Source organism: Micromonospora sp. NPDC051925 (assembly GCF_044548625.1).
GTDB lineage: Bacteria > Actinomycetota > Actinomycetes > Mycobacteriales > Micromonosporaceae > Micromonospora.
Map to the genome: position 1 here is coordinate 235094 of NZ_JBIUCH010000011.1, position 26444 is coordinate 261537.

The 26444-nt window shown below is 72.8% G+C and carries 23 protein-coding genes and 1 pseudogene; 17 read left to right on the plus strand and 7 right to left on the minus strand.

What is annotated here, in order from left to right; translation table 11 throughout:
• The first annotated feature begins 265 nt into the window (after positions 1-265).
• The 4 genes and pseudogenes from ACIG87_RS17415 to ACIG87_RS17430 all read left to right on the plus strand — a co-directional run bounded on the left by ACIG87_RS17415 (position 266) and on the right by ACIG87_RS17430 (position 5393).
• Positions 266-1645 (plus strand): MFS transporter, encoded by a 1380-nt coding sequence (locus ACIG87_RS17415; RefSeq protein ID WP_396851549.1) that lies wholly within the window; start codon positions 266-268, stop codon positions 1643-1645.
• Positions 1642-3090, plus strand: coding sequence for a pyridoxal phosphate-dependent decarboxylase family protein (locus ACIG87_RS17420; RefSeq protein ID WP_396851512.1), 1449 nt, complete (start codon positions 1642-1644; stop codon positions 3088-3090). Before ACIG87_RS17415 ends, ACIG87_RS17420 begins: the two co-directional genes overlap by 4 nt.
• Before the next feature lie 213 nt (positions 3091-3303).
• Positions 3304-3879, plus strand: a pseudogene (locus ACIG87_RS17425) (NADH-quinone oxidoreductase subunit B); the annotation flags it as partial.
• 197 nt (positions 3880-4076) lie between these two features.
• Positions 4077-5393, plus strand: coding sequence for a DUF2252 domain-containing protein (locus ACIG87_RS17430; RefSeq protein ID WP_396851513.1), 1317 nt, complete (start codon positions 4077-4079; stop codon positions 5391-5393).
• A gap of 16 nt (positions 5394-5409) precedes the next feature.
• Here the strand turns inward: ACIG87_RS17430 and ACIG87_RS17435 are convergent, their stop codons facing one another.
• Positions 5410-6456, minus strand: coding sequence for a glucose 1-dehydrogenase (locus ACIG87_RS17435; RefSeq protein WP_396851514.1), 1047 nt, complete (start codon positions 6454-6456; stop codon positions 5410-5412).
• 142 nt (positions 6457-6598) lie between these two features.
• On the opposite strand from ACIG87_RS17435, the gene ACIG87_RS17440 reads away from it, so the two are divergent.
• Entirely contained in the window at positions 6599-7399 is an 801-nt protein-coding gene (locus ACIG87_RS17440; RefSeq protein ID WP_396851515.1) for an NADH-quinone oxidoreductase subunit C, read from the plus strand.
• Entirely contained in the window at positions 7399-8364 is a 966-nt protein-coding gene (locus ACIG87_RS17445; protein ID WP_396851516.1) for an NADH-quinone oxidoreductase subunit H, read from the plus strand. Before ACIG87_RS17440 ends, ACIG87_RS17445 begins: the two co-directional genes overlap by 1 nt.
• Positions 8365-8415: 51 nt before the next feature.
• Here ACIG87_RS17445 and ACIG87_RS17450 read toward each other — a convergent pair whose 3' ends face one another.
• Positions 8416-9780: a S8 family peptidase gene (locus tag ACIG87_RS17450; protein WP_396851517.1), complete on the minus strand. Its 1365-nt coding sequence runs from the start codon at positions 9778-9780 to the stop codon at positions 8416-8418.
• A gap of 219 nt (positions 9781-9999) precedes the next feature.
• Positions 10000-10314 (minus strand): hypothetical protein, encoded by a 315-nt coding sequence (locus ACIG87_RS17455; protein ID WP_396851518.1) that lies wholly within the window; start codon positions 10312-10314, stop codon positions 10000-10002.
• Positions 10315-10597: 283 nt separating this feature from the next.
• On the opposite strand from ACIG87_RS17455, the gene ACIG87_RS17460 reads away from it, so the two are divergent.
• The gene (locus tag ACIG87_RS17460; RefSeq protein WP_396851519.1) at positions 10598-11011 is read left to right on the plus strand and encodes a GntR family transcriptional regulator; all 414 of its coding nucleotides are present in this window, start codon (positions 10598-10600) and stop codon (positions 11009-11011) included.
• Positions 11012-11056: 45 nt separating this feature from the next.
• Here ACIG87_RS17460 and ACIG87_RS17465 read toward each other — a convergent pair whose 3' ends face one another.
• On the minus strand, positions 11057-12151 hold the full coding sequence (locus ACIG87_RS17465) for a glutathione S-transferase family protein (RefSeq protein ID WP_396851520.1): 1095 nt from the start codon (positions 12149-12151) through the stop codon (positions 11057-11059).
• 92 nt (positions 12152-12243) lie between these two features.
• Here ACIG87_RS17465 and ACIG87_RS17470 point away from each other — a divergent pair, with 92 nt between their 5' ends.
• Positions 12244-12666, plus strand: a complete 423-nt coding sequence (locus tag ACIG87_RS17470; RefSeq protein ID WP_396851521.1) for an ester cyclase — start codon at positions 12244-12246, stop codon at positions 12664-12666.
• Here ACIG87_RS17470 and ACIG87_RS17475 read toward each other — a convergent pair.
• Positions 12647-13222, minus strand: a complete 576-nt coding sequence (locus ACIG87_RS17475; protein ID WP_396851522.1) for a Uma2 family endonuclease — start codon at positions 13220-13222, stop codon at positions 12647-12649. The two genes, ACIG87_RS17470 and ACIG87_RS17475, sit on opposite strands and share 20 nt — an antisense overlap.
• Before the next feature lie 184 nt (positions 13223-13406).
• Here ACIG87_RS17475 and ACIG87_RS17480 point away from each other — a divergent pair, with 184 nt between their 5' ends.
• The 7 genes from ACIG87_RS17480 (at position 13407) to htpX (ending at position 21451) form a co-directional block, all read left to right on the plus strand.
• Complete coding sequence (locus ACIG87_RS17480; RefSeq protein ID WP_396851523.1) at positions 13407-14147, plus strand: 4Fe-4S binding protein; 741 nt, start codon at positions 13407-13409, stop codon at positions 14145-14147.
• On the plus strand, positions 14144-14794 hold the full coding sequence (locus tag ACIG87_RS17485; RefSeq protein ID WP_396851524.1) for an NADH-quinone oxidoreductase subunit J: 651 nt from the start codon (positions 14144-14146) through the stop codon (positions 14792-14794). The genes ACIG87_RS17480 and ACIG87_RS17485 overlap by 4 nt, the downstream gene beginning before the upstream one ends.
• Positions 14791-15180 carry an NADH-quinone oxidoreductase subunit NuoK gene (nuoK, locus tag ACIG87_RS17490; RefSeq protein WP_396851525.1) on the plus strand — a complete coding sequence of 130 codons (390 nt, stop codon included), beginning with the start codon at positions 14791-14793 and terminating at the stop codon, positions 15178-15180. Before ACIG87_RS17485 ends, nuoK begins: the two co-directional genes overlap by 4 nt.
• A complete protein-coding gene (locus tag ACIG87_RS17495; protein ID WP_396851526.1) occupies positions 15177-17087 on the plus strand; it encodes an NADH-quinone oxidoreductase subunit L in 1911 nt (636 codons plus the stop codon). Before nuoK ends, ACIG87_RS17495 begins: the two co-directional genes overlap by 4 nt.
• A 58-nt stretch (positions 17088-17145) precedes the next feature.
• Entirely contained in the window at positions 17146-18690 is a 1545-nt protein-coding gene (locus tag ACIG87_RS17500; RefSeq protein ID WP_396851527.1) for a NuoM family protein, read from the plus strand.
• A 114-nt stretch (positions 18691-18804) separates the two neighbouring features.
• Positions 18805-20325, plus strand: coding sequence for an NADH-quinone oxidoreductase subunit N (locus ACIG87_RS17505; RefSeq protein ID WP_396851528.1), 1521 nt, complete (start codon positions 18805-18807; stop codon positions 20323-20325).
• 247 nt (positions 20326-20572) lie between these two features.
• The gene (htpX, locus tag ACIG87_RS17510) at positions 20573-21451 is read left to right on the plus strand and encodes a zinc metalloprotease HtpX (protein ID WP_396851529.1); all 879 of its coding nucleotides are present in this window, start codon (positions 20573-20575) and stop codon (positions 21449-21451) included.
• Between the two features lie 83 nt (positions 21452-21534).
• Here the strand turns inward: htpX and ACIG87_RS17515 are convergent, their stop codons facing one another.
• Entirely contained in the window at positions 21535-22755 is a 1221-nt protein-coding gene (locus tag ACIG87_RS17515; protein ID WP_396851530.1) for an MFS transporter, read from the minus strand.
• 314 nt (positions 22756-23069) lie between these two features.
• Here ACIG87_RS17515 and ACIG87_RS17520 point away from each other — a divergent pair, with 314 nt between their 5' ends.
• Positions 23070-24329, plus strand: coding sequence for an MFS transporter (locus ACIG87_RS17520; protein WP_396851531.1), 1260 nt, complete (start codon positions 23070-23072; stop codon positions 24327-24329).
• Between the two features lie 164 nt (positions 24330-24493).
• Here ACIG87_RS17520 and ACIG87_RS17525 read toward each other — a convergent pair whose 3' ends face one another.
• A complete protein-coding gene (locus tag ACIG87_RS17525; RefSeq protein WP_396851532.1) occupies positions 24494-24982 on the minus strand; it encodes an HD domain-containing protein in 489 nt (162 codons plus the stop codon).
• Positions 24983-25580: 598 nt separating this feature from the next.
• Between ACIG87_RS17525 and ACIG87_RS17530 the strand changes: the two genes are divergently transcribed.
• Positions 25581-25940, plus strand: coding sequence for a hypothetical protein (locus ACIG87_RS17530; RefSeq protein WP_396851533.1), 360 nt, complete (start codon positions 25581-25583; stop codon positions 25938-25940).
• The last annotated feature ends 504 nt before the right edge of the window (positions 25941-26444 follow it).

A 26444-nucleotide genomic window follows, 5' to 3' on the forward strand; every position in this document is an offset into this window, starting at 1 on the left:
CCGCATGGACGCGCCATCGGCCGAGCCCGGCTCCCCACCCGCGCCCGATGCCGGCCCCCCTGGTCCGTCCGATCCGCCCGGACCTGCTGCCGGTCCGCCCGGTCCGTCGGCTGCCGGTCCGTCGGCTGCCGGTCCGAAGGTTGCTGGTCCGTTGGTTGCCGGTCCGTCCGTTGCTGGTCCGTCCGTTGCCGGTTCGTCGGCTGCCGGTCCGTCCGTCGCCGGGCAGCCTGACAGCGCTGCCGGGATGGGCGTGCTGCCGCGTCGGGTGCACGCCGGCTATGCGCTGGGCTCGCTGGCCACCGGGGCGTTCGGGACCGTGCCGGGGTTGCTGCTGCTGCCGTACCTCACCGACACGCTCGGGGTCGCCGCCGGGCTGGCCGCCCTGCTGGTGCTGCTGCCGAAGGCGTGGGACGTGCTGGTCAACCCGGTTGCCGGGCGGATCTCCGACCGGACCCGCTCCCGGCTGGGGCCACGCCGGCCGTGGCTGCTCGGTGCCGGGCTCGCCCTGGCCGTGCTCTTCGCCGCCATCTTCGCCGCACCCTTCGGTGCCGGGCCGGCCGCCGGGGCGTACGTGGCCGTCGCGTTTCTCGCCACCGCCACCGCGTTCGCCTTCTTCCAGGTCCCGTACGTGGCGATGCCGGCCGAGTTGACCGCCGACGCGGCGGAGCGTACCCGGCTGATGAGCTGGCGGGTCGCGGTGCTGGCGCTGGCCATCCTGATCTCCGGCGCGGTGGCCCCGATGGTGGTCACCGCCGGCGGTGAGGGGGTGGCCGGGCACCGCTGGATGGGGGTGTTCGTCGCGGTGCTGATCGCGCTCGGCGCGCTCGGCGCGTTCCTCGGCACCCGGTCGGCGGCGACCGGCGCGGTGACCGCGACCGAACCGACGCTGCGCGCCCAGCTCGCGGTGGTCGCCGCCGACCGGCCGTTCCGGGCGCTGCTGCTCTGCTTCGTCATCCAGTCCGCCGGGGTGGCGACCATCCTGGCCGGGGTCAGCTACTTCGCGGCCCAGATCCTGCGCGACCCGACCACCGGCCCCACCGTGCTGTTCGCCTGCTTCGTCGGGCCGGCGCTGCTGGTGATGCCGCTGTGGACCCGGCTCGGTTCCCGACTGGGCAAGAAGGCCGCGCTGGTCGCCGCCTCGGTGCTGCTGGCCGCCGGTGCGGCGGCCCTGGTGGCCGCGCCGGTGCTGCCTGCCGCCGCCGTCTACGCGGTGGTCGCGCTCCTCGGCGTCGGGTACGCCGGCCAGCAGGTCTTCGCGCTGGCCCTGCTGCCCGACTGCGTGGCGGCCTCGACCGCGCGCACCGGCCGACGCCAGGCCGGCGTCTTCACCGGCCTGTGGACCGCTGGCGAGACCTTCGGCCTGGCCCTCGGCCCCGGCATCTACGGCCTGGTCCTGGCCCTGTCCGGCTACGTCTCCTCCGCCACCGGCACCGCCGCCCCACAGACCTCCACCGCCCGCCTAGGCGTCCTCCTGGGCTTCACCCTCATCCCCGCCCTCCTCATCGCCCCCGCCACCCTCCTCCTCCGCCCCCACCCCTACCACCCCCACCCCCACCCCACCCCCACCCCCCACCCCGTCGATCATGGAGTTGTGGCGGGGATGAAAGCCGCGAAGGCCAACGGAAAGGGCACCACAAGTCCATGATCGACGAGACTGGGGTGCCTGCGGAGCAGGTGCTGGACGAGATTCGGGAGCTGCGGGTGGGGGATCGGCCCACCCATGGGGGGCGGTTGTTCGCCTATGTGTACGACCCGGGGGTTGCGGGGTTGGACGCGTTGGCGGGGGCGGCCCACGCCGGGAGCGCCCATGTGAACGGGCTCGATCCGACTGCCTTTCCGTCTCTGCTGGCCATGGAGAACTGGCTGGTCGGGGCGGCCGGAGGGCTGCTCGGCGGCGGACCGGGCAGCGCCGCGCCGGACGTGGTGGGCAGCGTCACCAGCGGTGGGACCGAGTCGCTGATCCTGGCCGTCAAGGCGGCCCGGGACGCCCACCCGGAGTTGACCACGCCCCGGATCGTGGTGCCGGCCAGCGGGCACGCCGCCTTCGCCAAGGCCGCCCACCTGCTCCGGGTCACCCTCGACACGGTGCCCGTCGACCCGGCCACCCTGCGCCCGTCGGTCGCCGACATGGCCGCCGCGATCCGCCCGGAGACGGTGCTGGTGGCCTGCTCCGCACCGTCGTACGCGCACGGGGTGGTCGACCCGGTCGCCGGGATCGCCGAGGTCGCGGCGGCAGCCGGGGTCCGGTGTCACGTGGACGCCTGCTTCGGCGGCTGGACCCTGCCCTACCTGCGTCGCCTCGGCGTGCCGGTGCCGCCGTTCGACTTCACCGTCGACGGGGTCACCTCGATCTCCGTCGACCTGCACAAGTACGCGTACGCCCCGAAGGGCGTGTCGATGCTGTTGCACCGGGACGCGACGCTGCGCGCCCCGCAGTACTTCGCGTACGCCGACTGGCCCGGCTACACCATGGTCAACCCGGTGCTCGCCTCCACCCGCTCGGGTGGCCCGATCGCCGCCGCGTACGCCACCCTGCGGCACCTCGGCGACGACGGCTACCTGCGGCTCGCCACCGCCACCCGGGACGCCGTGGCGGCCCTGGCCGAGGCGGTGCGCGAGGTCGACGGGTTGCGGCTGATGGCCGAACCGGAGTCCACGGTGGTCTGCTTCACCAGCACCGATCCGGCGCTCGACCTCTTCCTCCTGGTCGACGAGCTGACCGCCCGGGGCTGGCACACCCAACCCCAGCTCCGGTACGCCGACCTGCCCGCCAGCGTGCACCTCACGGTGACCGCCTCGGTGGCGCCCCGGGTGGCCGAGTTCGGCCCGGACCTGGCCGCCGCGGTGACCGCCGCCCGCCGGGCCGGGCCGGTCGAGCTGCCGGCCGAGCTGCTCGCCCTGGCCGGGTCGCTGACCCCGGAGGCGCTCACCCCGGAGCTGATCGGTGGGCTCGCCGCCGGGTTGGGGCTGGGCGGGGGGCCGCCGGACCGGATGGCGATCGTGAACACCCTGCTCGACGCCGCCCCCGCCGCGCTGCGGGAACGCCTGCTGGTGGAGTTCGTTGGCCTGCTGCAACGCCCCACCTGGTAACCCCACCCCACCCCGCCCCGGCCTGGCCCGGTGTAGGTCGGTGATCAAGAGGTTTGGGTCAACGTTCGGTGCGGAGGTGACGTAAACCTCTTGATCACGGAGCCGGCCGGTACGCCGGAGGAGCCCCGGCCGGCCCGAGGGGCTACGCCGGGCGGCTGTGGTTGACTGTCCAGTGGGAGACAGCGGGGTGGTCGGACGGGACGGGAGGCGGTCGTGCAGTTGCCGGGAGTGCTCGGCGAGCCGATCCGGTTCGTCCTCAACTGGGGTCGCCGCTACTCGCTCTGGGTGTTCAACTTCGGCCTGGCCTGCTGCGCGATCGAGTTCATCGCCACCAGCATGGGCCGGCACGACTTCATCCGGCTCGGCGTCATCCCGTTCGCGCACGGCCCCCGGCAGGCCGACCTGATGGTGGTCTCCGGCACGGTGACCGACAAGATGGCCCCGGCGATCAAGCGGCTGTACGACCAGATGCCCGAGCCGAAGTACGTGATCTCCTTCGGCGCCTGCTCCAACTGCGGCGGCCCGTACTGGGACTCGTACTCGGTGACCAAGGGGGTCGACCAGCTCATCCCGGTCGACGTCTACGTGCCCGGCTGCCCGCCCCGGCCGGAGGCGCTGCTGCACGGCATCCTCCGCCTGCAGGAGAAGATCGCCGCCGAGCAGTCCGGCATCGGCGGCGTGGACCGCTCCGACCCGCTCGCCCCACCGGCCGACGCCACCCCCTCCGACAGCACCCCCCCGCGCCCGGTCGAGTCGCTGACCGCGCCCCCCGTCCGCCCCCCATCCCCTGACCGCGCCCCGGCCGTGCCCCTGACCGTGCCCCGGCCGTGCGGCCCGGCCGGCTCTCGCTTCGGTGATCAAGAGGTTTGCGTCAGTTTTCTGTAGGACGTTGACGTAAACCTCTTGATCGACGGGGGAGTGCGGGTAGAGGGGAGTGCGGGTGGGAGGGGAGGGTGGGGTGGTGGGTGGGCACTAGCCTGCTCGGCATGAACGACTCTGCGGACCAGCGGTCCGCCTTCATCGTCGACGTGCTGACCGAGGAGTTCGGCGCGTCGATGGCGCTCGACCCGGCGGCGTTCCGCCGCAAGTTCCGCAAGATGGCCGCCTCCCCGTTCGCCTTCTACCGGGGCAGCGCCTCGCTGTTCTATGCCGACCAGCTCGGCGACTTCGCCGACGACGCGTTCCTCGACGCGCAGACCAGCCGGGTGTGGATCCACGGCGACCTGCACGCCGAGAACTTCGGCACCTACATGAACGGCTCCGGGCAGTTGGTGTTCAACGTCAACGACTTCGACGAGGCGTACGTCGGGCCGTTCTCCTGGGACCTCAAACGGCTCGCCGCCAGCGTGGCGCTGCTCGGCTACGCCAAGGCCCTGTCCGACCGGGCGATCGGCGAGCTGGTCGACGGCTTCGCCCGGTCGTACCTGACCGAGTTGCGGGCGATCGCCGCCGGCGGGGACGACGCGATCGGCTCGATCACCCTGGACAACGCCGACGGGGTGCTGCGCCGGGTGCTCCAGCAGGCCCGGCTGAGCACCCGGGTCGACCTGCTGGCCGCGCAGACCACCGTCGACAACTACGAGCGGCGGTTCTCCCTCGGCGACGGGGTGTACGAGATCGACGGGGAGACCCGCGCGCAGGTCACGGCCGCGTTCACCGCCTACCTGGACACGTTGCCCGCGTCCACCGCCCGGCTGCGGCCGGTCGCCACCCAGATCAAGGACGTGGTGCTGCGCAAGGGGGTGGGCATCGGTTCGGCCGGGCTGCCGTCGTACAACCTGCTGCTGGAGGGGCACACCCAGGCGCTGGAGAACGACGTGGTCATCTACATGAAGCAGGCGCAGGTGCCGGCGGTGGCCCGGCACATCGACGACGAGCGGGTCCGGGGCTACTTCCGGCACCAGGGCCACCGGACGGCCGAGTCGCAGCGGGCGTTGCAGGCGCACGCCGACCCGTGGCTGGGCTTCACCGAGCTGGACGGGGCCGGTCAGCTCGTCGCCGAGGTCTCCCCGTACGCCGCCGATCTGGACTGGTCGGACGTCAACGAGCCCGACGAGTTGGCCGGGGTGCTCGCCGACCTGGGCCGGGCGGTGGCCCGGATGCACTCGGTCGCCGACGACGAGTCCAGCCACGACCTGGTGGACTACTCCACCGAGGAGGCGATCGTGGCGGCGATCGGCGACGACACCGACGGCTTCGTCGGGCACCTGGTCGAGTTCGCCCACGCGTACGGGGTCCGGGCCCGCACCGATCACCAGCTCTTCGTCGACCTGTTCCGCAACGGCCGGCTCCCCGGCATCTGAGCCGCGCCACCGGGGATCACCTGCCGAACTCCAGCACCACCTTGATGTCCTCGCCGGTGTGGGCGTACGCCTGCGCGTACGCCGACACCGGCACCCGGCGGGTGATCAGCGAGTTCAGCCAGGACTGCTCGGCGCGGGCGAGCGCCTGGGCGGCCAGTTCCCAGTGCCGCCGGTTGGCGTTGACCGAGCCGAACACCACGTTGTTCTCCAGCACCAGCGCCCGGTTGAGCGCCCCGGCGTCGAAGTCGATGGTCCGGCCCCCGCTGGACACCCCGGTGAGGCAGACGATCCCGGCCGGGCCGACCTTGCACATGGCGTCCAGCACCACCGCGGGCGCGCCGGTGCACTCGACCACCACGTCCGGCTCCAGGTCCAGCTCGGTCACCGGCGTCGTGTGGTACGTCGCACCGAGCGCCCGGACCAGGTCCGGCTTCGGCCCGGTGGTGCTGCGGTCCAGCACGTGCACCGAGAGCCCGCGCTGGGTGGCCAGCAGGGCCGCCAGCAGGCCGATCGGCCCGGCACCGGTGACCAGTACGGTCTGCGGCTTCCACTCGGCGCGGGAGCCGATCCGGGCGATGTGGTCCCACGCCTTCGCCACCACGCTCGCCGGCTCCAGCAGCATGCCGACCGGGGCGAGGACCGGGTCCAGCCCGACGGCGAACTTGGGTTGCACCCGCCACCGGTCCCGCGCGAAACCGGGCAGCCCCTTGATCCCGTGCTCGGTGTACCGGCCGTTGCGGCACATGTCCCACTCGTCGACCGCGCAGCTCGGGCAGGGCACCGGGTCGGGGTGTCGGACGACCCCGGCCACCAGGTCGCCGGGTTGCAGGGTGCCGGACGGGTCCTCCAGCACCCGGCCCAGCGACTCGTGACCGAGCACCAGCTCCCGCTGGCCGGGCGGGGCCTCGCCGTAGTCCCCGGAGATGATCTCCTGGTCGGTGCCGCAGATGCCGACGGCGAGCGCCTCGACCAGGATCGCGCCCTCCTCGGCTGCCGGCTCCGGCCAGTCCTGCACCAGCCGCAGCGAGTCGCGGACCCCGGGAGTCATCGTCACAGCGCGCACGGCCCCATCCTTCCCCGCCCCACCCCGGCCCGCTCGGCAAAGCGACAGATGCCCGCCCGTTCACCTCACCCAGTCGCCCGTCGGGCGCGTACGACCGGACGGGCCGACCCGGGGCCGGGGTGGCGGCCATAGGATCAACCGCATGACTCCGGAAGAGGTCGGTCGGCGGGTGGTCGCGCTGCTCACACGGGTCGAGGCGACCGCTTCGGTGTCCGGCGGGCAGGCCCACGCCAGGGCCACCGTCGACGTACCCCCGGCCGCCTGGGCGGACACGCTCCGCGCGGTACGCGACGACGCCGAGTTGGCCTGTGACTTCTTCGACTGGCTCTCCGCCGTCGACGAGCTGGCCGGTGGCTTCGACATCGTGGTCCACCTCTGGTCGACCCGGCACCGGCACGGGGTGCTGCTGCGGACCCGGGTGCCACGGGCGACGCCGACGGTGGCGTCGGTGGTCGACGTCTACCCGGGGGCGGCCTGGCACGAGCGGGAGACGCACGAGATGTTCGGCGTCGACTTCGCCGGCCACCAGGGGTTGACCCCGCTGCTACTTCCGCCGGAGTTCGAGGGGCACCCGCTGCGCAAGGAGTTCGTGCTCGCCTCCCGGGTGGCGAAACCGTGGCCGGGGGCGAAGGAACCGGGCGAGTCCGAGGCCGGCGGCGGTCGTCGGGCGGTCCGCCCGCCCGGTGTGCCCGCCCCGGGGGAGTGGGGTGTGGTGCCGGCCCCGGCCGGACCGGTGACCGTGGGCGAGGGGACGCGCGGCGGTGCCCCGACCCGGGAGCGTCCGGCCCGTCCGGCGCGTACCCCCCGCCCTGGCGCATCCGGGGGCGGCCCGGCGGCGACCGGGCGGCCGGCCTCCGACGGTGGCCCGGCCCCTGACGGTGGCCCGGCCGTGGAGCGGCCGGCGCGCGGTGACCAGGGCGGCGACGAGGGGGGTACGGCCTGATGCCGACCTGGTTGGAGCTGGTGATCCGGATCGGCGGCGTGCTGGTCGCCTTCCTCACCCTGCCGTTGATCGTCGGCCAGGCCGAGCACAAGGTGATGGCGCACATGCAGGGCCGGCTCGGTCCGATGTACGCCGGTGGCTTCCACGGCTGGGCGCAGCTCGTCGCCGACGGGATCAAGTTCGTCCAGAAGGAGGACATCACCCCGCGGGAGGCGGACCGGGCGGTGTTCCGGCTGGCTCCGGTGGTGGCCCTGGTGCCCTACCTGCTGGTGCTGCTGGTGATCCCGCTCGGCCCGGACGACCTGGTCGGGCAACCGCTGGACATCGGCCTGTTCTTCGTCCTCGCGGTGGTCGGCGTCGGCGTGGTGGCGGTGCTGATGTCGGCCTGGGCCTCGGCCAACAAGTACAGCCTGCTCGGCGGTCTGCGCGGGGCGGCCCAGCTGCTCGGCTACGAGCTGCCGCTGGTGCTGGCCGCCGCCTCGGTGGCGATGGCGGCGGGGACGCTGAGCCTCGGCGGCATCGTCGAGGCGTGGGAGCCCTGGTGGCTGTTCTGGCAGGCGCCCGCGATGATCATCTTCTTCGTGGCCGGGCTGGCCGAGATCCGGCGGCCCCCGTTCGACATGCCGATCGCCGACTCCGAGCTGGTCTTCGGCTACCTGACCGAGTACACCGGGCTGCGGTTCGCGTTCTTCCTGCTCGCCGAGTACGTCGGCATCGTGGTGATCGCCGCGCTGACCACCGTGCTGTTCCTCGGCGGCTGGCAGGGCCCGTTCGCCGACGCCCAGCTCGGTTGGCTGTGGACCCTGTTGAAGGTCTTCGCCGTCTCGTTCGTGATCATCTGGCTCCGGGTGTCGCTCCCTCGGCTGCGGGAGGACCAGCTCCAACGCCTCTGTTGGCTGGTCCTGGTGCCGGCCGCACTGGCCCAGCTCGTCCTCACCACCGCCGTACGCCTCTCGCTGAACTGAGGCGGGGGTCCGCAGGGGCCTCGGGCACCTCCCGGGGCCCCTGCGGGACGCCTACGGGGCGGCGTAGAGCAGCCGGTTGGGGGAGCCGGTGCCCGGGTTGATCACCACGCCGGTGGTGGCGGCGGCGATCAACGCGCTCTTGGCCGTGGCGAGGGTGGCCGTCGGATTGGTCTGCCGGTAGCGGGCCAGCCAGCCGGTGACGTGCGGGGCGGCCATCGAGGTGCCGGACCAGCCGGAGGCGACGGCGGTGTTCGAGGCGATGCCGGCGGAGGTGATGTCCACCCCGGGGGCGAAGATGTCGACGCAGGTCCCGTAGCTGGAGAACGAGGCCCGGGTGTCGGTGACGTCGGTCGCCGCGACGGTGATCCCCCGGCTGGACCGGGGGCCGTTGGTGCAGGCGTCGGTGTTGAAGTTGTTGGCGATGAAGACCGGGTACACGCCGTGGTCGATCAGGTTCTCGACGGAGGCGTTCGCGGCGGTGCCGTAGCCCTGGAGGCTGAGGTTGGCCACCGAGACCGAGGCGTGGTTGACGGCAAGCCAGTCGACGCCCTCGATCAGGTCGGTGGTCCAGCCGGAGTTGTCGCACTGGAGGACCCGGACCGCCCGGATGGTGACCGACTTGGCGACGCCGTAGGTGGTCCCGCCGATGGTGCCGGCCACGTGCGTGCCGTGGCCGTGGCAGTCGTTGGTGCCGTTGCCGTCGCCGACCGCGTCGTAGACCCCGGCGGCCCGGGTGCCGAAGTCGACGTGGGTGGCCCGGATACCGGAGTCGATCACGTAGGCGGTCACCCCGGAGCCGGTCGAGGTGTAGCCGAAGCTGTTGTTCAGCGGCAGGTTGTGCTGGTCGATGCGGTCCAGCCCCCACGACGGCGGGTTGCTCTGCACGGACTGGATCGACACGCCCCCGGCCTGGACCGCCTTGTCGGCCCGGATCGACGCGGTGCCGGTCCGGGTCGTCGCGGTGCCGGTCCGGGTCGTCGCGGTGCCGGCCCTGCTCGGCGTGGTGCTGGTCAGCCCGCCGTGGATTCGGGTGTCCCGCTCCACGTACTGCACGGCCGGGTCGCTGCGGACGGCGGCGAGGGCGGCCGGGGGCAGCACGGCGGCGTACCCGTCGAGGACCTGGGTGTAGCGGTTCAGTACGGTGCCGCCGGCCCGCTCGGCGGCGGCGACCGACTGGGTGGTCCGGGCGGCGCGGGCGGTGCGGTCGGCGCTGGTCGGCTTGTCGGAGAGGACGACGATGTACCGGTCCGGCGCGGCCTCCGGGCCGCCGGCCAGCAGCGGCGCGGGCGCGGCCCGTCCCGGGCCGGGAGTGCCCGGGGCCGCAGCGGCGGGGTTTGCGGTGGCGGTGACGGCCACGCCGGCGAGGACACCGGCGAGTACGCCCAGACGTGCGGCTCTGCTACCCAGCTTGCGCAAGGCTCGTTCCTCCTCAAGAGGGGAAGTCCACGACAGTGGACGGTGCTGCCCGACGCCGACGGTCGTTCACAGCGGCGGACGCCCCCTAGTCGAACAGGTCATATTGACGACCTTGTTAACTCTTGAACGCCGAGCGTGAATGTGTGACAGCTCTCAGTGGTCGACGCGGGCGCTGTCGTAGTCGATGTACGGGATCGTGCAGATGTGCCGCGGGCGGGTCTACTCTGCGTTCGCTCGGGCCCTCGTGTGCGAGTTGGACCGCCTCGGCTGACTGACTGCGGGTGCTGGGGCGGTTTGCTGTTTGATGACCAGCCCCGCTGGTTGTACGAAGATCGAGCGGCGGGCGACGGCATCGCCTTTGGCGTTGAGCTGGTAGCCCTCCAGCCAGATCCACCCGTCGTAGGTGGGCCAGTCGAGCACGCGGATGACTCGGAACATGATCGGGTTGATGAACTGCACGCTGGCCGCTCGGGTCACGTGGAGCAGGTCACCGGATCGGGGCGTGTCTGGCGGGATCGGGCCGTGCGTGGTCATCGGCCCTCATTCGGCCAGTGTCCCCGGTTGATCGGCACCCGGTGCCGGGCACTGCATGGCAGTTCGCTGCCGCAGCGGCAGACGATCCGTTTCCGGTCGACTGACCACGCTGGTCGGTGCCTGCGTCGCAGCGTCAGCGCGACCGCAGTCAGGTACTCGTTGTAAGTGACGCGCCTGGGCATGTCGTGCTCCTTGGGGAGGGTCAATACCGTCTGGTCACTCTAAGTGCTGTATTGACGTAAGCACAACAGCGGGGCAGCATGAAATCACCTAGCGTGCGCCTGTGAGCAGTGAGAGCGGCTTCGATCCCGATGTCGCCACCTGGAAACAACTCGCGGATCGGCTGCGACGAGCCATTCGTTCAGGAGAGCTCGCCCCCGGTCAGCGAGTCCCGACCGAACTGAGCCTCACCCAGGAGTTCCAACTCAGCCGACTCACGGTCCGCCGCGCACTTCAACAGCTGCGGAGCGAGGGCTTGATCGTGGTCGTCCAGAGTCGCGGAACATTCGTCAGGGGAGAGCAGGAGCGCGCCGAGGTGACCCTGGGTAAGGGGGACCGGGTCCATTCGCGGATGCCCGATCCTGACGAACGGCGGAGGTACACCCTTCACGAAGGTGAGCCGGTCATCTTGGTGACCAGGGCGGACGGCAGGGTGGAGGGGTACGGCGCGCACCGCGTGACCATCGTGGGCAGCTGAACCGCGCCCCACCCGGGGTGTCCGGATGGGGCGCGGTGTGGACGTTCAGCCGACCGGGGTGTGCTCCGGCGGGACCTGCTCGCCCGGCAGCGGGGGCGGCGGGGGAGTGCCGTCGCCGAACGGCCGGCCGCCGAGCGCCTCCCGGCCGTGCGGGCTGAGCCAGTTGACCAGGTCCGGGCCGAGCGGCACCACCCCGGTCGGGTTGATGTCCCGGTGCACCTCGTAGTAGTGCCGCTTGATGTGGTCGAAGTCGATGGTGTCGCCGAACCCGGGGGTGGCGAACAGGTCCCGCGCGTACGCCCACAGCACCGGCATCTCGCTCAGCTTCTGCCGGTTGCACTTGAAGTGACCGTGGTAGACCGGGTCGAAGCGGACCAGCGTGGTGAACAGCCGCACGTCCGCCTCGGTGATGGTGTCGCCAACCAGGTAGCGCTGGTTGGCGAGCCGGTCGCTGAGCCAGTCCAGCCGGTCGAAGAGCCGGTGGTACGCCTTCTCGTACGCCTCCTGCGAGCCGGCGAACCCGCACCGGTAGACCCCGTTGTTGACGTCGGCGAACACCACCGCGTTCACCTCGTCGATCTCGGCGCGCAGCCGCTCCGGGTAGAGCTGCGGCGCGCCGTCGCGGTGGTACGCCGTCCACTCGGTGGACAGGTCCAGGGTCATCTGCGCGTAGTCGTTGGTCACCACCTGCCCGGTCGGCACGTCGACGATCGCCGGCACGGTGATCCCCCGCTCGTAACCGGGGTACCGGGCGAAGAACGCGTCGGCCAGCCGTTCGATGCCGAGCACCGGGTCACGCCCGCCCGGGTCGAGGTCGAAGGTCCAGCTCCGGGCGTCGTGGGTCGGCCCGGCCACCGCCATCGGCAGCGCGTCCTCCAGCCCGAGCAGCCGCCGTACGATGATCATGCGGTTGGCCCACGGGCAGGCCCGGCTGACCACGAGCCGGTACCGGCCGGGCTCGACCGGATAGCCGTCCCGCCCGTCGACGGTGATCCGGGTGGCGATGTAGCGCTGGTCCCGGGTGAACTCACCCCCGGGCTCGACGTACTTGCCGCCGGTCGTCGTGCCTGCCTCGTCGCCCACGTCGCCCCCTGAGTCTCCGTCACCGGTGTTCACTGCCCATCCTGCTTCTCTGCCCATCCTGGCTGATTCGGGCGTCGTCGGCCCACCGGGCGTCGGTCCCGCGCCCGCCGCGCCACCTCCGGTCCACCCCACGCGGTTAGGCTGCCCGGATGATCGATGTGGAGGCGGTGGCCCGACGGTTCGTCGCCGACGTCTGGAATGCCGGCCGCGAGGAGTCGGCGTACGAGCTGGTCGCCGACGAGTGCCCGGGGCTCGGCGGCGCCGGCCCGGCCGCGGTGCTGGCCTGGCACCGGGAGCGCCGGGCCGCCTTCCCCGACCTGCGCTACAAGCTGGTGGACGTGGTGGCCACCGGGGAGCGGGTGGCGTTGCGCTGGCGGGCCGCCGGCACCCAGGCGGGGCAGTTCGGCCCGGTGCCGCCCACCGGGCAGGTGGTCAGCTACTCGGGGGCGACGTTCCTGCGCTTCGACACCGCCGGGCGGATCGTCGACGTGTGGAGCGTCAACGAGCTGTTCCAGCTGCTCCAGCAGTTGGGTGTGGAGATGCTGCCGCCGCTCACCGGCGTCGGGGCGTGATCCGGGCGATCGACAGGTTCACCGGGAACGGCTCCCCGGTGTCCACGAACTTCGTCCACCGCCCGGTCTCCGCGTAGACCTCGTTCACCGCGTCGATCTTGTAGGTGTGGACGACCAGACCGTCGTCCTCCACCTCGATCCGCCAGTGAAACGGGATGCCGGCCTGCGCGTACAGGGCCGGCTTGAGCACCCGGTCGATGGAGCGGGTGCTGGGGGAGACGATCTCGACGGCCAGCACCACCTCGTGCGGCTGGTAGCGGGACGGCTCCCGGGCTGCGGCGGCGGACGTGGTCACCAGCACGTCGGGGATGAAGGAGCGGGTCCGGTTGATCCGTACCTCGACCCCCTGGGTGACGTCGTAGTCGTCGGGGCAGTCCTCTTCGAGCGCGACCATCAGGCGGCCGGCGATGGTCTGGTGGATGCGGGTGGGGAAGGGGGACACGATCAGCACTCCATCGAGAAGCTCGCGGCGGCGGCCGTCCTCGGGCAGCGCGTCCAGATCGTCGGTCGTCCAACCGCCCTCGGGCGGATGGTCGCTCTGCAACGCGGCGGTCATCGGTCGGTCCTTCCCGGTGCGTCGTTCTCCCCGCTCGTCAGGGTAGCGCCGGCAAACGCCGGGTGGTGGTCGCGCGCGCCGGGGCCACAGGGCAGGATGAGCCCATGAGCGAGCGCAGCGGGCGAATCAGCCAGCTCAGTGCGGTGGTGTCTCACGGTGCCGGTGAGCGCAGCGGGGCGACCCCGTGAGCGAACGCGGCGGCCTTCCCGGTGAGGGGCTGGTGAAGGGGCTGGCGGTCACGTTGAAGACGATGACCCGCCGGTCGACCACCCAGCAGTACCCGGACGTCGCCCCCGAGCTGCCGCCCCGCTCCCGGGGCGTGATCGCGCTGCTGACCGAGAACTGCACGGTCTGCATGCTCTGTGCCCGGGAGTGCCCGGACTGGTGCATCTACATCGACTCGCACAAGGAGGAGGTGGCGGTGGCCGGCGCGGCCCGCCCCCGCCAGCGCAACGTCCTCGACAAGTTCGACATCGACTTCTCGCTCTGCATGTACTGCGGCATCTGCATCGAGGTCTGCCCGTTCGACGCCCTCTACTGGTCGCCCGAGTTCGAGTACGCCGAGTACGACATCAAGGATCTGCTGCACGACAAGGACCACCTCGGCCAGTGGATGGCCACGGTGCCGCCGCCACCCGCGCACGACCCGCACGGCGAGCCGGCGAAGGAGGAGACCACCGCCGCGCGCAAGGCCGCCGCCCCGACCAGCTCCGCCGCCCGACCCACCGTGGTACGCCCCAAGCCCGGCCTTACCGCCCCCGAGCCCGCCCCCACCTCAGCCCCCGCCCCTACCTCCAAGCCCGCCCCCGCCCCCGTCTCCGAGCCCGCCCCTGAATCCGGTCGTACCTCCGAGTCCGGCCCCACCTCTGAATCCGGTCCCACCCCCGAGTCCGGTTCCACCGGCGACGGAGGTGCTCCCCGGTGACCGGTGCGGACGTGCTGCTGCTCGCCCTGGGCGCGGTGGCGGTCGGGACGGGTGTGCTGGTGGTCGCCACGAAGCACCTGGTCCGGGCCGGCCTCTACCTGGTGGTCTGCCTGGGCGCGTTGGCCGGTGACTACCTGGTGCTCACGGCCGAGCTGGTGGCCTGGGTGCAGGTGTTGATCTACGTGGGCGCGGTGGTGGTGCTGTTGCTGTTCGCGGTGATGCTGACCCGTGCCCCGATCGGCGCCTCCGCCGACCTGGACCGGCCCGGCTGGCCGGCGGCGCTGATCGGCGGCGGTGCCGGGCTGGGGCTGGCGGTGCTGCTGGTCGACGCGTTCCGCTGGTCGGCGGTGGAGCTGCCGGCGGCGGGCACCGCCGAGGGCATCGGCGAGCAGGTGTTCCGCTCCTGGGTGCTGCCGTTCGAGGTGCTCTCGGTGCTGCTGCTGGCCGCCCTGGTCGGCGCGATCATCCTGTCCCGCCCGGACCTCGGCCGCCGCCCCGACGCCGCCGCCGACCCGTCGGCCCGCCCCGTCGCGCCCGTCGCCCCACCGGTCCGTCCTGCCCCGTCGGCCCGCCCCGACCCGTCGGTCCGTCCTGCCCCGGCCGTCGACGACCGGTCCACCGTGGGGGACGGGGGTGGCGTCCGGTGAGGCCGGTCATCCCGTACGTCACCGCGGCGCTGCTGTTCGGCCTCGGCGTCTACGGCGTGCTGCGGCGGCGCAACGCGGTGCTGGTGCTGATGGCGGTGGAGTTGATGCTCAACGCGGTCAACCTGATCCTGGTCACCGCCGACACCACCGCGAAGGCCGTCCTGCCGCACTCCGGGCAGGTCTTCGCGCTCTTCGTGATCGTGCTGGCCGCCGCCGAGATCGGCGTCGGGCTGGCCATCGTGCTCCAGCTCTACCGGCTGCGGGCCAGCGTCACGGTGGACGACGTGCCGCTGACCGAGCCGACCGCCGACCGGCTGGGGGCAGGGCCAGCCGCCGACCGGGTGGGGGCCGGATCGGCCGTCGACGGGACGGAGGTCGACCGGTGACCGGACTGCTCGGGGCGGCGCTGCCGGTCGTACCACTGGTTGCCGGTTTGCTGGGGTTGTTGCTGCCGCCGTCGCCGAAGGGCGCGACCACCGGTGAGGACGCGGCCCGGCGGGCGGCGATCGGTCTCGGGGTGGCCGGCGCGGCCGGTGCGCTGCTGGTCGCGGTGGTGCTGCTGGTCCGGGTCGGCGACCCGGTGGAGACCGCCACCACCTGGATCGAGCTGGGCGGGCTACGGGTCACCCTCGGGGTCCGGCTGGACGGTGCCGCCGCGCTGGTCGCCGTGGCGGTGGCGGCGGTGGCCCTGGCCGTGCAGGTCTACTCGGTTGCCTACCTGCGGCGCGGCCCGCACGACGACGTCGAGGTGGACCACCGTTACCCGCCCTACGCCGCCCAGATCAGCCTCTTCACCGCCGCGATGCTGCTGGTGGTGGTCAGCGGGGACCTGATCCTGCTGCTGGTCGGCTGGGAGGTGATGGGCATCTGCTCGTACCTGCTGATCGCCCACGACCGTCGGCTGCCCGAGGCCCCGGCCGCCGCGATGAAGGCGTTCCTGGTCACCCGGGTGGGTGACGTCGGCTTCCTGCTCGGCATCGCGCTGCTCGGCGTGTCGGCGGGCAGCTTCCGGATCGCCGACGTGCTCGCCCACGACCACTCCACCGGCACGTTGACCGCCGCCTGCCTGCTGCTGCTCGCCGGGGTGGCCGGCAAGAGCGCCCAGTTCCCGCTGCACACCTGGCTGCCGGACGCGATGGCCGGTCCGACCCCGATCTCCGCGCTGATCCACGCCGCGACCATGGTGGCCGCCGGGGTGTACGCGGTGACCCGGCTCTACCCGCTGTTCGCGCAGGCCCCGGTGGCGCTGGCGGTACTCGGGGTGATGGCCTCGGTCACCCTGCTGCTCGGTGCGTTCGCGGCCACCGCCCAGGACGACCTGAAGCGGGTGCTCGCCTGGTCGACGGTCTCCCAGATCGGCTACATGACGGGTGCGCTCGCGGTCGGGGCCCCGGCCGCCGCGCTGTTCCACCTGCTCACCCACGCCGCGTTCAAGGCCCTGCTGTTCCTCGCCGCCGGTGCGGTGATCCACGCCGTCGGCACCACCCTGATGTCCCGGATGGGTGGGCTGCGCCGCAGCATGCCGGTCACCTTCTGGTGCACGCTGATCGGGCTGGGCGCGCTGGCCGGTGTGCCCCCGCTGTCCGGCTTCTGGAGCAAGGACGGGGTGCTCGCGGTCGCCGAGTCCGCCGCGCTCGACGGCACCGGTCCCGCGCCGGCCTGGGTCGGCTGGCTGGTGTGGCTGGCCGGGCTGCTCGGCGTGCTGCTGACCGCCGGGTACGCCACCCGGCTGCTGCTGCGCGCCTTCTTCGGCGAGCCCCGGCTGCCGCTGCTGCACCCGCACGACCCGCCGGCCCTGATGCGCTGGCCGGTGCTGCTGCTGGCGGTCCCGGCCGCGCTGCTCGGGCTGGCGGCGTTCTGGCCACCGTTCACCGCCCGGCTGGGGGGCACGGCGGTCGACGTCGAACTCGTCCACCTGGCCCCGGCGGTGCTGCTGCCGATCGTGCTGCTGCTGGCCGGCGCGGGGCTGGCCTGGGCCGGTTGGCGGCGCGACCCGGCCGCCGACCCGGCCCGCGCGCTGGGTCCGCTGCGGCCGGTCTTCGCCCGCGCGTTCCGGCTCGACGACGTCCAGCACGCCCTGGTGGTACGCCCCACGACGGCGCTCGCCCGGGTGGCGCGTACCGGGGACGAGGTCGGGGTGGACGGCCTGGTCGAGGGGATCGGCCGGGGGGCGTCCGCCCTCGGCGGTGGGCTGGCCGCGCTGCACCGGGGGGCGGTGCCCCGCGCGGCGGCGGCGGTGCTGGCCGGGGCGCTGCTGATCGGCCTGGCCGCCACCCTGATCGGAGGGTCCTGATGAGCGCGAGGAGTGCAGCGCAGCGGAGCCCCGCAGTCGCGAGTGAGAGGTCAGCCCGGTGAGCGCGGTGAGCCTGGGGCAGTTCCTGCTGGGCGCGGTGCTGGCGCTGCCGGCGGTGGGTGCGGCGCTGGTCGCCGTCGTCCCCGGGGAACGGGCGGCCCGGCTGCTGGGTACGGCGGTCGCCGCGCTGACCCTGGTCGGGGCGGCGCTGCTGGTGCTCGGCGACCACGGCTGGTTCGGCTACGGCCCGGCCCCCGCCGTGCAGCCCTGGCACCAGGTCGACCTGCCCTGGGTGCCCGGCCTCGACCTGCGCTTCCACCTCGGGGTGGACGGCATCTCCTGGCCGCTGGTGGTGCTCACCGCGCTGCTCACCCTGCTCTGCTGCGGCTACACCGTCCGCCGGGTGCCCGAGGGCGGGGGGAGCGGCCGGGCCCTGATCGCGCTGCTGCTGGTGGTCGAGGTGGGCATCCTCGGCACCTTCCTCGCCCTGGACCTGGTGCTCTTCTTCGCCTTCTTCGAGGTCGTCCTGCTGCCGATGTACGCGATCATCGCCGGCTGGGGCGGTGCCGGGGGCACGGCGGACGTGTCCTCCGGGTCGCCGGCCCGTGCGGCGGCCCGCAAGTTCGCCCTCTACACCCTCTTCGGCTCGGTGCTGCTGCTGGTCGGGGTCTACGTGGTGGTGGCCGCCGCCGGCACCGCCGACCTCGTCGCGCTGACCGGCGGGGCGGGGCTGTCCCGGGGTACCCAGTTGGCCGCGTTCACCCTGCTCGGGCTGGCGTTCGCGGTGAAGGCCCCGCTCTGGCCGCTGCACTCCTGGCTGCCCGACGCGCACACCCAGGCCCCCACCGTCGGCAGCGTCATCCTCGCCGGGGTGCTGCTCAAGATGGGCACGTACGGCCTGATCCGGGTGGCGGTCGGGGTGGCCCCGGAGGGCGCCCGCTGGGCCGCCCCGGTGCTCGGGGTGCTGGCCGTCGCGGCGATCCTGGTCGGTTCGCTGGTCTGCCTGGCCCAGGACGAGTTGAAGCGGTTGATCGCGTACTCCAGCGTCGGGCACATGGGGTTCGTGCTGCTCGGGGTGGCCACGCTGACCGCCACCGGCATCCAGGCGGCGCTGATCGGCAACGTGGCGCACGGGGTGATCACCGGGCTGCTGTTCTTCCTCGCCGGAGCGATCAAGGACCGTGCCCACACCGGGGCGCTCGCCGACCTGTCCGGGCTGCGGGAGACCGCGCCCCGGCTGGCCGGGCTGCTCGGCTTCGCCGCGGTGGCCTCGCTCGGCCTGCCCGGGTTGGCCGGCTTCTGGGGTGAGGCGTTCGCCGTGGTCGCCGCCGTCGAACGGGGTGGGCCGCTGTGGACCACCCTGGCGGTGCTGGCGGCGGTCGGTGGGGCGCTCACCGCCGCGTACTTCCTACGGCTGCTGCGCCGGGTGACCCACGGCCGCCCCAGCCCGGTGGTCGGCCGGTTCACCCCCGCCCTGGCCGGCGCGGAGCTGACCGCCTGGGTTCCGCTGGTCCTGCTCGCCCTCGCCGTGGGCCTGGTGCCGGCCCTGGTGCTCGGCTACACCACCGGCCCGGTGGACGCCCTGGTAAGGGTGGTCCGGTGAGCGCGAGGAGTGCAGCGCAGCGGAGCCCCGCAGTCGCGAACGGAGGGTTGGCTCGGTGAGCGCGAGGAGTGCAGCGCAGCGGAGCCCCGCAGTCGCGAACGGAGGTGGTGACCGGTGAGTCTGGTGCAGAGCGTCGACAATGTGGCGTTGCTGCCGGCGTACCTGGCGGCCGGCACCGCCGTACTCGTGCTGCTGGCGGATCTGCTGGTGGGCCGGGCCGGCGCGACGGTGGCCGTGGCGTGCGCGGGCGTCGTCGCCACCGGGGTCGGGGCGGTGGTGGTGGGGGCGGCCGGCACCCGGCGGACGTTCTGCGTCGGCACCGACTGCTCGTGGGTGTTCGACGGCCGGGCGGCCCTGGTCGCCGGCGTCTTCGCCCTGATCACCCTGGGGGTGCTCGGGCTCTCCGGTGCACTGCTGCGCAGCGGGCCGACACCGGTCGGTGAGTACTGCTTCCTGCTGGCCTGTTCGATGACCGGTGGCGTGGTGCTCGGCGCGGCCGGCGACCTGATCACCCTGATCGTCGCCCTGGAGACCCTGACCCTGCCGTTGTACGTGCTGGTCGGCCTGCGTCGGGGCAGCCCGGCCAGCGCCGAGGCGGCGGTCACCTTCTTCGTGGTGAGCGTGGTGGCGACGACGGTCACCCTGCTCGGCGCGGCCCTGCTGTACGCGGCGACCGGGGGTCTGCACCTGGACCGGCTCGGCGGGTTGCTGGCCGAGACGCCCGACCTGCCGCTGATCCCGGCGGCCGTCGCGTTGGTGGTGCTCGGGCTGGCCTTCAAGGTCGCCGCGGTGCCGTTCCACGCCTGGGCGCCGGCCACCTACGACGGTGCCCCTCTGCCCGTGGCGGCGTACCTGTCCACCGCGTCGAAGCTGGGCGGGGTGGTGGCCCTGCTGGCGGTGGTGCAGCGGGCGCTGCCGGCGGAGGTGACCGGCCCGGTGCTCGCCCTGCTCGCGGTGCTCACCATGACCGTGGGGAACCTGGTGGCGCTGCGTCAGCGGCGTACGGTCCGGTTGCTCGCCTGGTCGTCGGTGGCCCAGGCGGGTTACATCCTGGCCCCGCTGGGTGTGCTGGCGCTGACCGCCGGGCGGGCCGACGACGTCCGGGCCGGGGCGTACGCCGCCGCGGTGGCGTACGCGGTCTTCTTCGTGGTGTTGGAGCTTGCCGCGTTCGCGGCGCTGGTGGCGCTGCGCCCGGCCGGTGCGGACGGCGGCACGGTCGCGGAGCTGCGCGGGGCGGCCCGGCGGCGGCCGTGGATCGGGGCGGCGTTCGCGCTGGCCCTGGTCGGGCTGGCTGGCCTGCCGCCCGGGTTGGCGGGGCTGTTCGCCAAGGTGACCGTGGTCAGGGCGCTGCTGGACGGTGGGGCCGGCTGGCTGGCCCTGGTGGTGGCGCTGAACGCGGTGATCGGGTTGGCCTACTACCTGCGGATAGCCGCCACCCTCTACGCCGGCCCGGCCCCGGTGCCCGACGGTGAGTCGACGGGACCGGTGCCCGACGGGGAGTCGACCGGGCCGGCCCTCGGTGTGCTGCCCGGCCGGACGGCCTGGCCCGTCACCGTGGCCCTGGCCGGGGCGACCGTGCTGGCCGTGGTGATCGGCTTCGCCCCGCAACTGGTGCTGGACCTCGCCGCCTCCTGAGCAAGCCTCCTGAACAGCCCCTACGTCGGTCTCCTGAGCGAGCCTCCGGGGCCGTCTCCTGCCGGCCTGCGAGGGAAGGTGCGGCGTATGCCGCGTTGGTTGCTGTCGTCCCCGGTGTCCGGCCGGTACAGCGGGTTCACAGGTTTCTTCAGTCAAACTGCCAGTCATGAGCAGGATGGTTGACGGGTACCGGTGACGTTGTACCGGTCAGCGGGTCCCGCGAGACCCGCGCACCGAAGGAGCGATCGTGCATCACAACCGTCTGAAGACCGCAGCGCTGCTGGGCCTGCTGACCTCGCTGATCCTCGCGGTCGGCTACTGGTTCGGTGGGAGCGGCGGCCTCGTCATCGCCGTCGTCGTCTCGTTGCTGATGAACGGTGTGACCTACTTCTGGTCCGACAAGCTGGCGTTGCGCTCGATGAAGGCGCAACCGGTCAGCGAGGCCCAGTTCCCCGAGCTGTACCGGATGGTCCGGGAGTTGGCCACCGAGGCCGGGCAGCCGATGCCCCGGCTGTACGTCAGCCCCACCTCGCAGCCCAACGCGTTCGCGACCGGTCGTAACCCGGCCAACGCGGCGGTCTGCGTCACCCACGGGATCACCGAGATCCTGGACTACCGCGAGCTGCGTGGGGTGATCGGCCACGAGCTGTCCCACGTCTACAACCGGGACATCCTGATCTCCAGCGTGGCGGCCGGCCTGGCCGGCATCATCACCATGCTGGCGAACCTGGCGTTCTTCATCCCGCTGGGCGGTGGCGACGACGAGGACGGCCCGAACCCGGCGGTGCTGCTGCTCACCGTGATCCTGGGCCCGATCGCGGCCACCGTGATCCAGCTGGCGATCAGCCGGAGCCGGGAGTTCCAGGCGGACGCCTCGGGCGCCCAGCTCACCCGGGATCCGTTGGCCCTGGCCAGTGCCCTCCGCAAGATCCACCTGGGCACCCAGGCCCGGCCGCTGCCGGCGCAGGGGCAGCTCACCAGCACCGCCCACCTGATGATCGACAACCCGTTCAAGCGGGGTGGCGGCATCGCCGCGCTCTTCTCCACCCACCCCCGGATGGAGGAGCGGGTGGCCCGCCTGGAGCAGATGGCCCGCAGCGCCGGCCCGGTGCAGTTCCAGCGCTGACCCCGAACGACACCGCTGCGCCCGCGTCCGAACCGGACGCGGGCGCAGCGGTGTCGTTCGGTGGCCGGCGGGTCGGTCCGTGGTCAGCCGGCGGAACCGGTCGGCTGCGGGTCGGCGTCGACCGGCAGCCGGTCGGGGCGGGCCAGCAGCACCACGACCAGCAGCACCACCCCGGCCAGCAGGTAGGCCACGGCGGGGCCGAACAGGGCGGCGGCCGACCCGAGCAGGAAGATCCCGCAGCCGGCGACGACGATGTTGGCGGCCACGATGGTCGCCTCCACCTGCCCCATCCGTTCCACCGGTGCCAACCGGGCGAAGGTGGCCTGCGCGCCGATCAGCCAACCACCCCCCGCGCCGACCAGCGCGTTGGCGCAGGCCAGCGACCAGACCGGGGCGCGGACGGCGACCAGGAGGGCGGCCAGCAGCAGCGCCCCGCCCAGGGCGGCGGCCACGGCGACCTGCCCGACCAACCGGCCCAGCCAGCCCCGCCGCCCCACCACCAGGACGAAGAGCGCGCCGCCCAGCGCCGACGACGCGAGCACCACGGGTCGCCAGGCTCCGCTGGCGAGGTCCGGGGCGAGGGTCTCGGGCAGCGCACCGGAGAGCACCGTGGCGAGGGTGAGCAGGGCGACACCGCGCAGCACCGGGTGCCCGGCGATGGTCCGGAGGCCGGCGGTGGCCGGCGGGCGCGTTCCGCGTCGCCGCTGCTGCCCGGTCGGCAGCCCGGCCAGCACCACGGCTGCGACCAGGAACGAGACCAGGTCGATCAGGAGCGCCACCCGGGGGCCGAGCGCCACGGTGATGCTGGCCCCGGCGAGCAGGCCGATCACCTGGCCGACCTGGTTGGCGAAGGCCGACAGGCCGAACAACGGCAGTCGCAGCGGGGCGTCCACCGCCTCGGCGGCGACCGCCACGTTGACGCTGGAGTAGGCGGCCCGGACCGCGCCGAGCAGGCCGGCCGCGACGATCGCCGGCACCGGTCGGGGTGCCGCGAGGGGGACCGCGATCAGCACCGCGCCGGCCACCGAGAGCCAGACCAGCAGGGTACGGCGGGCCGGCACGTCCAACCAGCCGCTGAAGACCGTGGCGACCAGCAGCGCCGGCAGGGCGCGGGCGGCGTACACGGCGGCCGGGCCGAGGACCGACTGCGTCTGGTCGTACGCGAGCAGCAGCAGCGCGGCCAGCCCCACGAAGTCGCCCAGTTCGGAGATTCCTCGGGCGGTGACCAGCCGGGAGGCCACCGGGTGGCGGAACAGGGCCCGGTAACCGGGGGTCGGCGAGAGCCGTTCGTCGGCGTCGGTCATCACATCAGTCGGTTCGCTTCCTCGACCCCGTCCTGCTGCTGGTGGGTGTTCTCCCGGCGCTGGCTGTCACGGATCGCCGGGCCGGGCCGGTGGCGCTCGGTCGTGGTGCCGACCATCGGACCTCCTACGGCGTCGGGGGCCTTCCAGCGGTGTATGTATCTGGCTCGATCAGCAAGTTACCCTCTCGCCGCCACCGGGTCAGCCCCCGGCCCGGCCCCCGAATGTGAGTGAATCGACCATTCCCGGAGCGGCCTGTGGCGTTAGGGTCGACAGGGTTCTGACTCGTTACCTGATCGTCTCCCTGGAGGTGCACCGTGGCCGCACTGCGCCAGTACCTGGGCGTCTGGCGGATTCCCGGCGCACCGCTGCTGCTGCTCCTCGGCGTCGTCGGTCGACTCGGCATCGGGATGACCCCGCTGGCCCTGCTGCTGGTCGTGGAGCAGGTGACCGGCCGGTACTCCCTCGCCGCCGTGGCCGGCGGCATCTACGCCCTGTCCGGTGCCGCGCTCAGCCCGGTCGCCGGTCGGATCGCCGACCGGGTCGGCCCTACCCCGGTGCTGCTGGTCACCGCTGTGGCCCATCCCCTGGCCCTGTTCGGGCTGCTCTGGGCGAGCCGCGCCGAGGGCACCGACCTGCGACTGATCTACCTGGCCGCCGGGATGGCCGGGGCCACCTACCCGCCGCTGACCGCGGCGATCCGGGGCGCCTGGAACGACCTGACCGGCCCGACGACCGGCCGCTTCCCGTTGCGCAACACCGCACTGGCCGCCGAGACGTCGCTCTTCGAGGTCGTCTTCGTGCTCGGCCCGCTGCTGGTGGCCGCCTTCGTGCTGCTCGCCGACGCCGCCGCCGCGCTGGTCGGTGCGGCGGTGGTGACCCTGGTCGGCACCGCCGGGGTGGCGCTGGGCCGGGTGATGCGCGGCTGGCGGCCCCACGCACGGGAACACCACGCCCGTGGCCTCGGGCCGCTGCGGGTGGGTGGCTTCCCGGCACTGCTGGTCTGCGTGGCGAGTCTCGGCGGCGCGTTCGGCGCGGCCGGGGTGATCGTGCCGGCGTTCGCCGGCAACCAGCCCACCGGAGACCCGGAGAGCCTGGCCGGCCTGCTGCTCGCCGTCTGGGGGGTGGGCAGCGCCATCGGTGGATTCTGGTTCGGGGTACGCCGCCCGGCGGCGAACATGACCCGCCAGTTCGCCTGGCTGCTCGCCGCGGTGGCGGGCACCCTGGCGATCTTCGCGGTGATGCCCGGCCCGGTGTCGCTCGGCATCGCACTGGTGATCGGCGGTGCCACCATCGCCCCCGCGCTGACCCTGGAGAACAACCTGGTCGGGCGGATCACCCCGACCGGCATGCTGAACGAGGCGTACACCTGGGTGGTGACCATGTCGGTGGCGGCGAGCGCGGCCGGCGGCGCGGTCGCCGGCCTGATCGTCGACCATGCCGGCGGGGTGCCCTGGGCGTTCCTCTTCGCCGCCGCAGCGGTAGGCGTCGGGGCCGGCGTCGCGGCCCTGCCCAACGGCCCGATCGCCCGTGCAGAGGCCACCGCCGTCCGCGCCGAGCAGCCGATCACCGTCTGACCCGGCCGCCCGCACGTCGCCTTTGCCGTGGGTACGCGCAGGTCACCGCCTGATCCGGCACGCGCACGTCACCCTCTCCGGGTACGCGCACGTCAACCCAGATGGTGTACGCACGCCGAGCGGTCGTCCCGTTCGGGGGCGACCGCTCGGCGCGTGGAACCCGGCTACCGGGGTAACCGGTGACGCATGTTCCTCTTCTTCTCGAACCGGATGGGCTGCCTCGGCTCGATCCTGGTCAGCGCGCTGCTGACCGCGATCCTGTTGTTGATCTTTTCGCGCTGACCGTGCCGGCCGACCCGCTCCTCCCGAGGGAACTCGGCGGCCAGGACGTCACCGAGCCCACGTTCCTCGGCTTCCAGCCACGCGCAGGAGTGATGAGCCACCAGGGCGGCGATCCGCTCGTTGAACCGCTCACGGCGCAACCAGCGCGCACCGTCGAGGGAGTGAAAGCCGGTGTCGACCAGGTCGGGGCTGTAGCCCACGTCATGCAGCCACGCCGACGCTACGAGCACCGCACGATCTTCGATCGGAACCGCCGCGCTGATCCGGTCCGCTTTGGCGGCGATCGCCTGGACGTGACTCCATCGACGAGGCAACGGCGTCTCCAACAGATGTCGCGCAACTTCCCGAGCGGTATCGACGAGGTCGGCCATCCCGCCAGAGCACGGAGCGACCCGGTCCGCGCACCATCCCGTGTCCAGTCGCCGACCGGGCGCGGCCGGCTGCCGGCGATGTGGTTCAAAGTTCCTGTACGTCTTCAAGACGGCCCTTGACGGGCCACACGCGCCGCCGCCAGGGCACGCGTTCGACGCCCCGCTGTCGCTCCACGCCGGCTACGCAACAGGCCCGTCAGCTGGCGCGGACAGCGGAAGCCCGGTGGGCCGTCGAGGACGACAGGGGTTCGACTGGTGGAGGGGTTGGGCCGGCGGCCGGCCGGGCCGCGTGGCCACGAGCCCGCGCGGCGTAGGGCAGGGCAGGCCGGCCGCGTCGGCGAGCTGGCGGCGGTCGCGGGGTCGCGGCTACTGCGCCTCCGGCGGGGGCGCTCCGGCTCCAGGATGGCCGGGGCTTCGTCGGCGGGTCACGGTCCGTGGGTGGTTGCGGTAGGCCATCCGCCTGTCATCGACCCGGGCAAGCCGAGCAGACCACGCCCGACCCGCCAGTGCGCTCGTACGAGCCGTCAAGTTCCGATTGACGTGTCGCGCCGGGCGGCGGCCCGCTCCCCGGAGGGCGCGTCGACGGCAGACAGTGAAGATGGTCGCCGTGGTGAAGGCGTATGGGGGCGTCAACGAGTCTGCCAAGATGCCCATCGTGAGCCAACTCCCCGAGGACGTGCGGTCGGCCTGTCGGTACTTCGCGTTCTACATCGCAAACGGCACCCTTGATGTCGAGCTTCTCGACGGTATCGACTACAGGTCAGCCCTCGTGCAGTTCGGGTCGCCACTCGAACAAGCCTTCGCGATTTTTACAAACGTGCTCGACGTGCAGCCTGACGGCAGCGTTACCAACGCAGGAGAAGCCATGTACCGGGCAGCTCAATATGTGCGCCGATACTGCGACCCGAGTTACATCATCGATCCGCCATTCGAAGATTGGGAAACCGAACTGGTGTAGAAGGAACGCAAGTATGAGGGTGTCTAACTGGGTGACTACCGGGGTGAACGCTGAGGGACAACCACGGACGGTCAGGGGCCGTTCGTGCAGCTCGTAGGCTCATCAACACCAGGTCAGGCGACCGTGATCGTTCCTTCACACCGAAGGCGTCGACTGGCTTGCCCCGGAGTGATGGCGAGTATCAGAGGGGTCACTCCAAGCCGGCCCCGAAGGGCAATGGATGCAGTCATCGAGGCGGCCTACGTCGATCAGGCCACGGTGGCGCAGCCCGGTCCCGGGACAATCCGGCTCCTCGCACGTGCCCGTATCGTCCTCATGTAGCAGCACGATCCCCTCGCCCCGCACGGGGATCGGGGTTCCATCGGCCATGCGGCCCATTCAAGGCTCCTTCCCGCGGAGGGGACATGCACAGTGAGCCTTTCCGCGTAACGGCGTGAGTGCGGTGGGTGGTCGCCGTGGTGGTCGGTGCGGACACGCCCGAACCCGTTGCGGTGCAAGGAAAAG

Excerpts from the sequence above, each read along its gene's own strand:
- ACIG87_RS17420 (WP_396851512.1), top strand. The coding sequence starts at position 1,642 with ATGATCGACGAGACTGGGGTGCCTGCGGAGCAGGTGCTGGACGAGATT.
- ACIG87_RS17430 (WP_396851513.1), top strand. The coding sequence starts at position 4,077 with ATGAACGACTCTGCGGACCAGCGGTCCGCCTTCATCGTCGACGTGCTG.
- ACIG87_RS17440 (WP_396851515.1), top strand. The coding sequence starts at position 6,599 with ATGACTCCGGAAGAGGTCGGTCGGCGGGTGGTCGCGCTGCTCACACGG.
- ACIG87_RS17445 (WP_396851516.1), top strand. The coding sequence starts at position 7,399 with ATGCCGACCTGGTTGGAGCTGGTGATCCGGATCGGCGGCGTGCTGGTC.
- ACIG87_RS17455 (WP_396851518.1), bottom strand. The coding sequence starts at position 10,314 with ATGACCACGCACGGCCCGATCCCGCCAGACACGCCCCGATCCGGTGAC.
- ACIG87_RS17465 (WP_396851520.1), bottom strand. The coding sequence starts at position 12,151 with ATGGGCAGAGAAGCAGGATGGGCAGTGAACACCGGTGACGGAGACTCA.
- ACIG87_RS17470 (WP_396851521.1), top strand. The coding sequence starts at position 12,244 with ATGATCGATGTGGAGGCGGTGGCCCGACGGTTCGTCGCCGACGTCTGG.
- ACIG87_RS17475 (WP_396851522.1), bottom strand. The coding sequence starts at position 13,222 with ATGACCGCCGCGTTGCAGAGCGACCATCCGCCCGAGGGCGGTTGGACG.
- ACIG87_RS17515 (WP_396851530.1), bottom strand. The coding sequence starts at position 22,755 with ATGACCGACGCCGACGAACGGCTCTCGCCGACCCCCGGTTACCGGGCC.
- ACIG87_RS17525 (WP_396851532.1), bottom strand. The coding sequence starts at position 24,982 with ATGGCCGACCTCGTCGATACCGCTCGGGAAGTTGCGCGACATCTGTTG.
- ACIG87_RS17530 (WP_396851533.1), top strand. The coding sequence starts at position 25,581 with ATGGTCGCCGTGGTGAAGGCGTATGGGGGCGTCAACGAGTCTGCCAAG.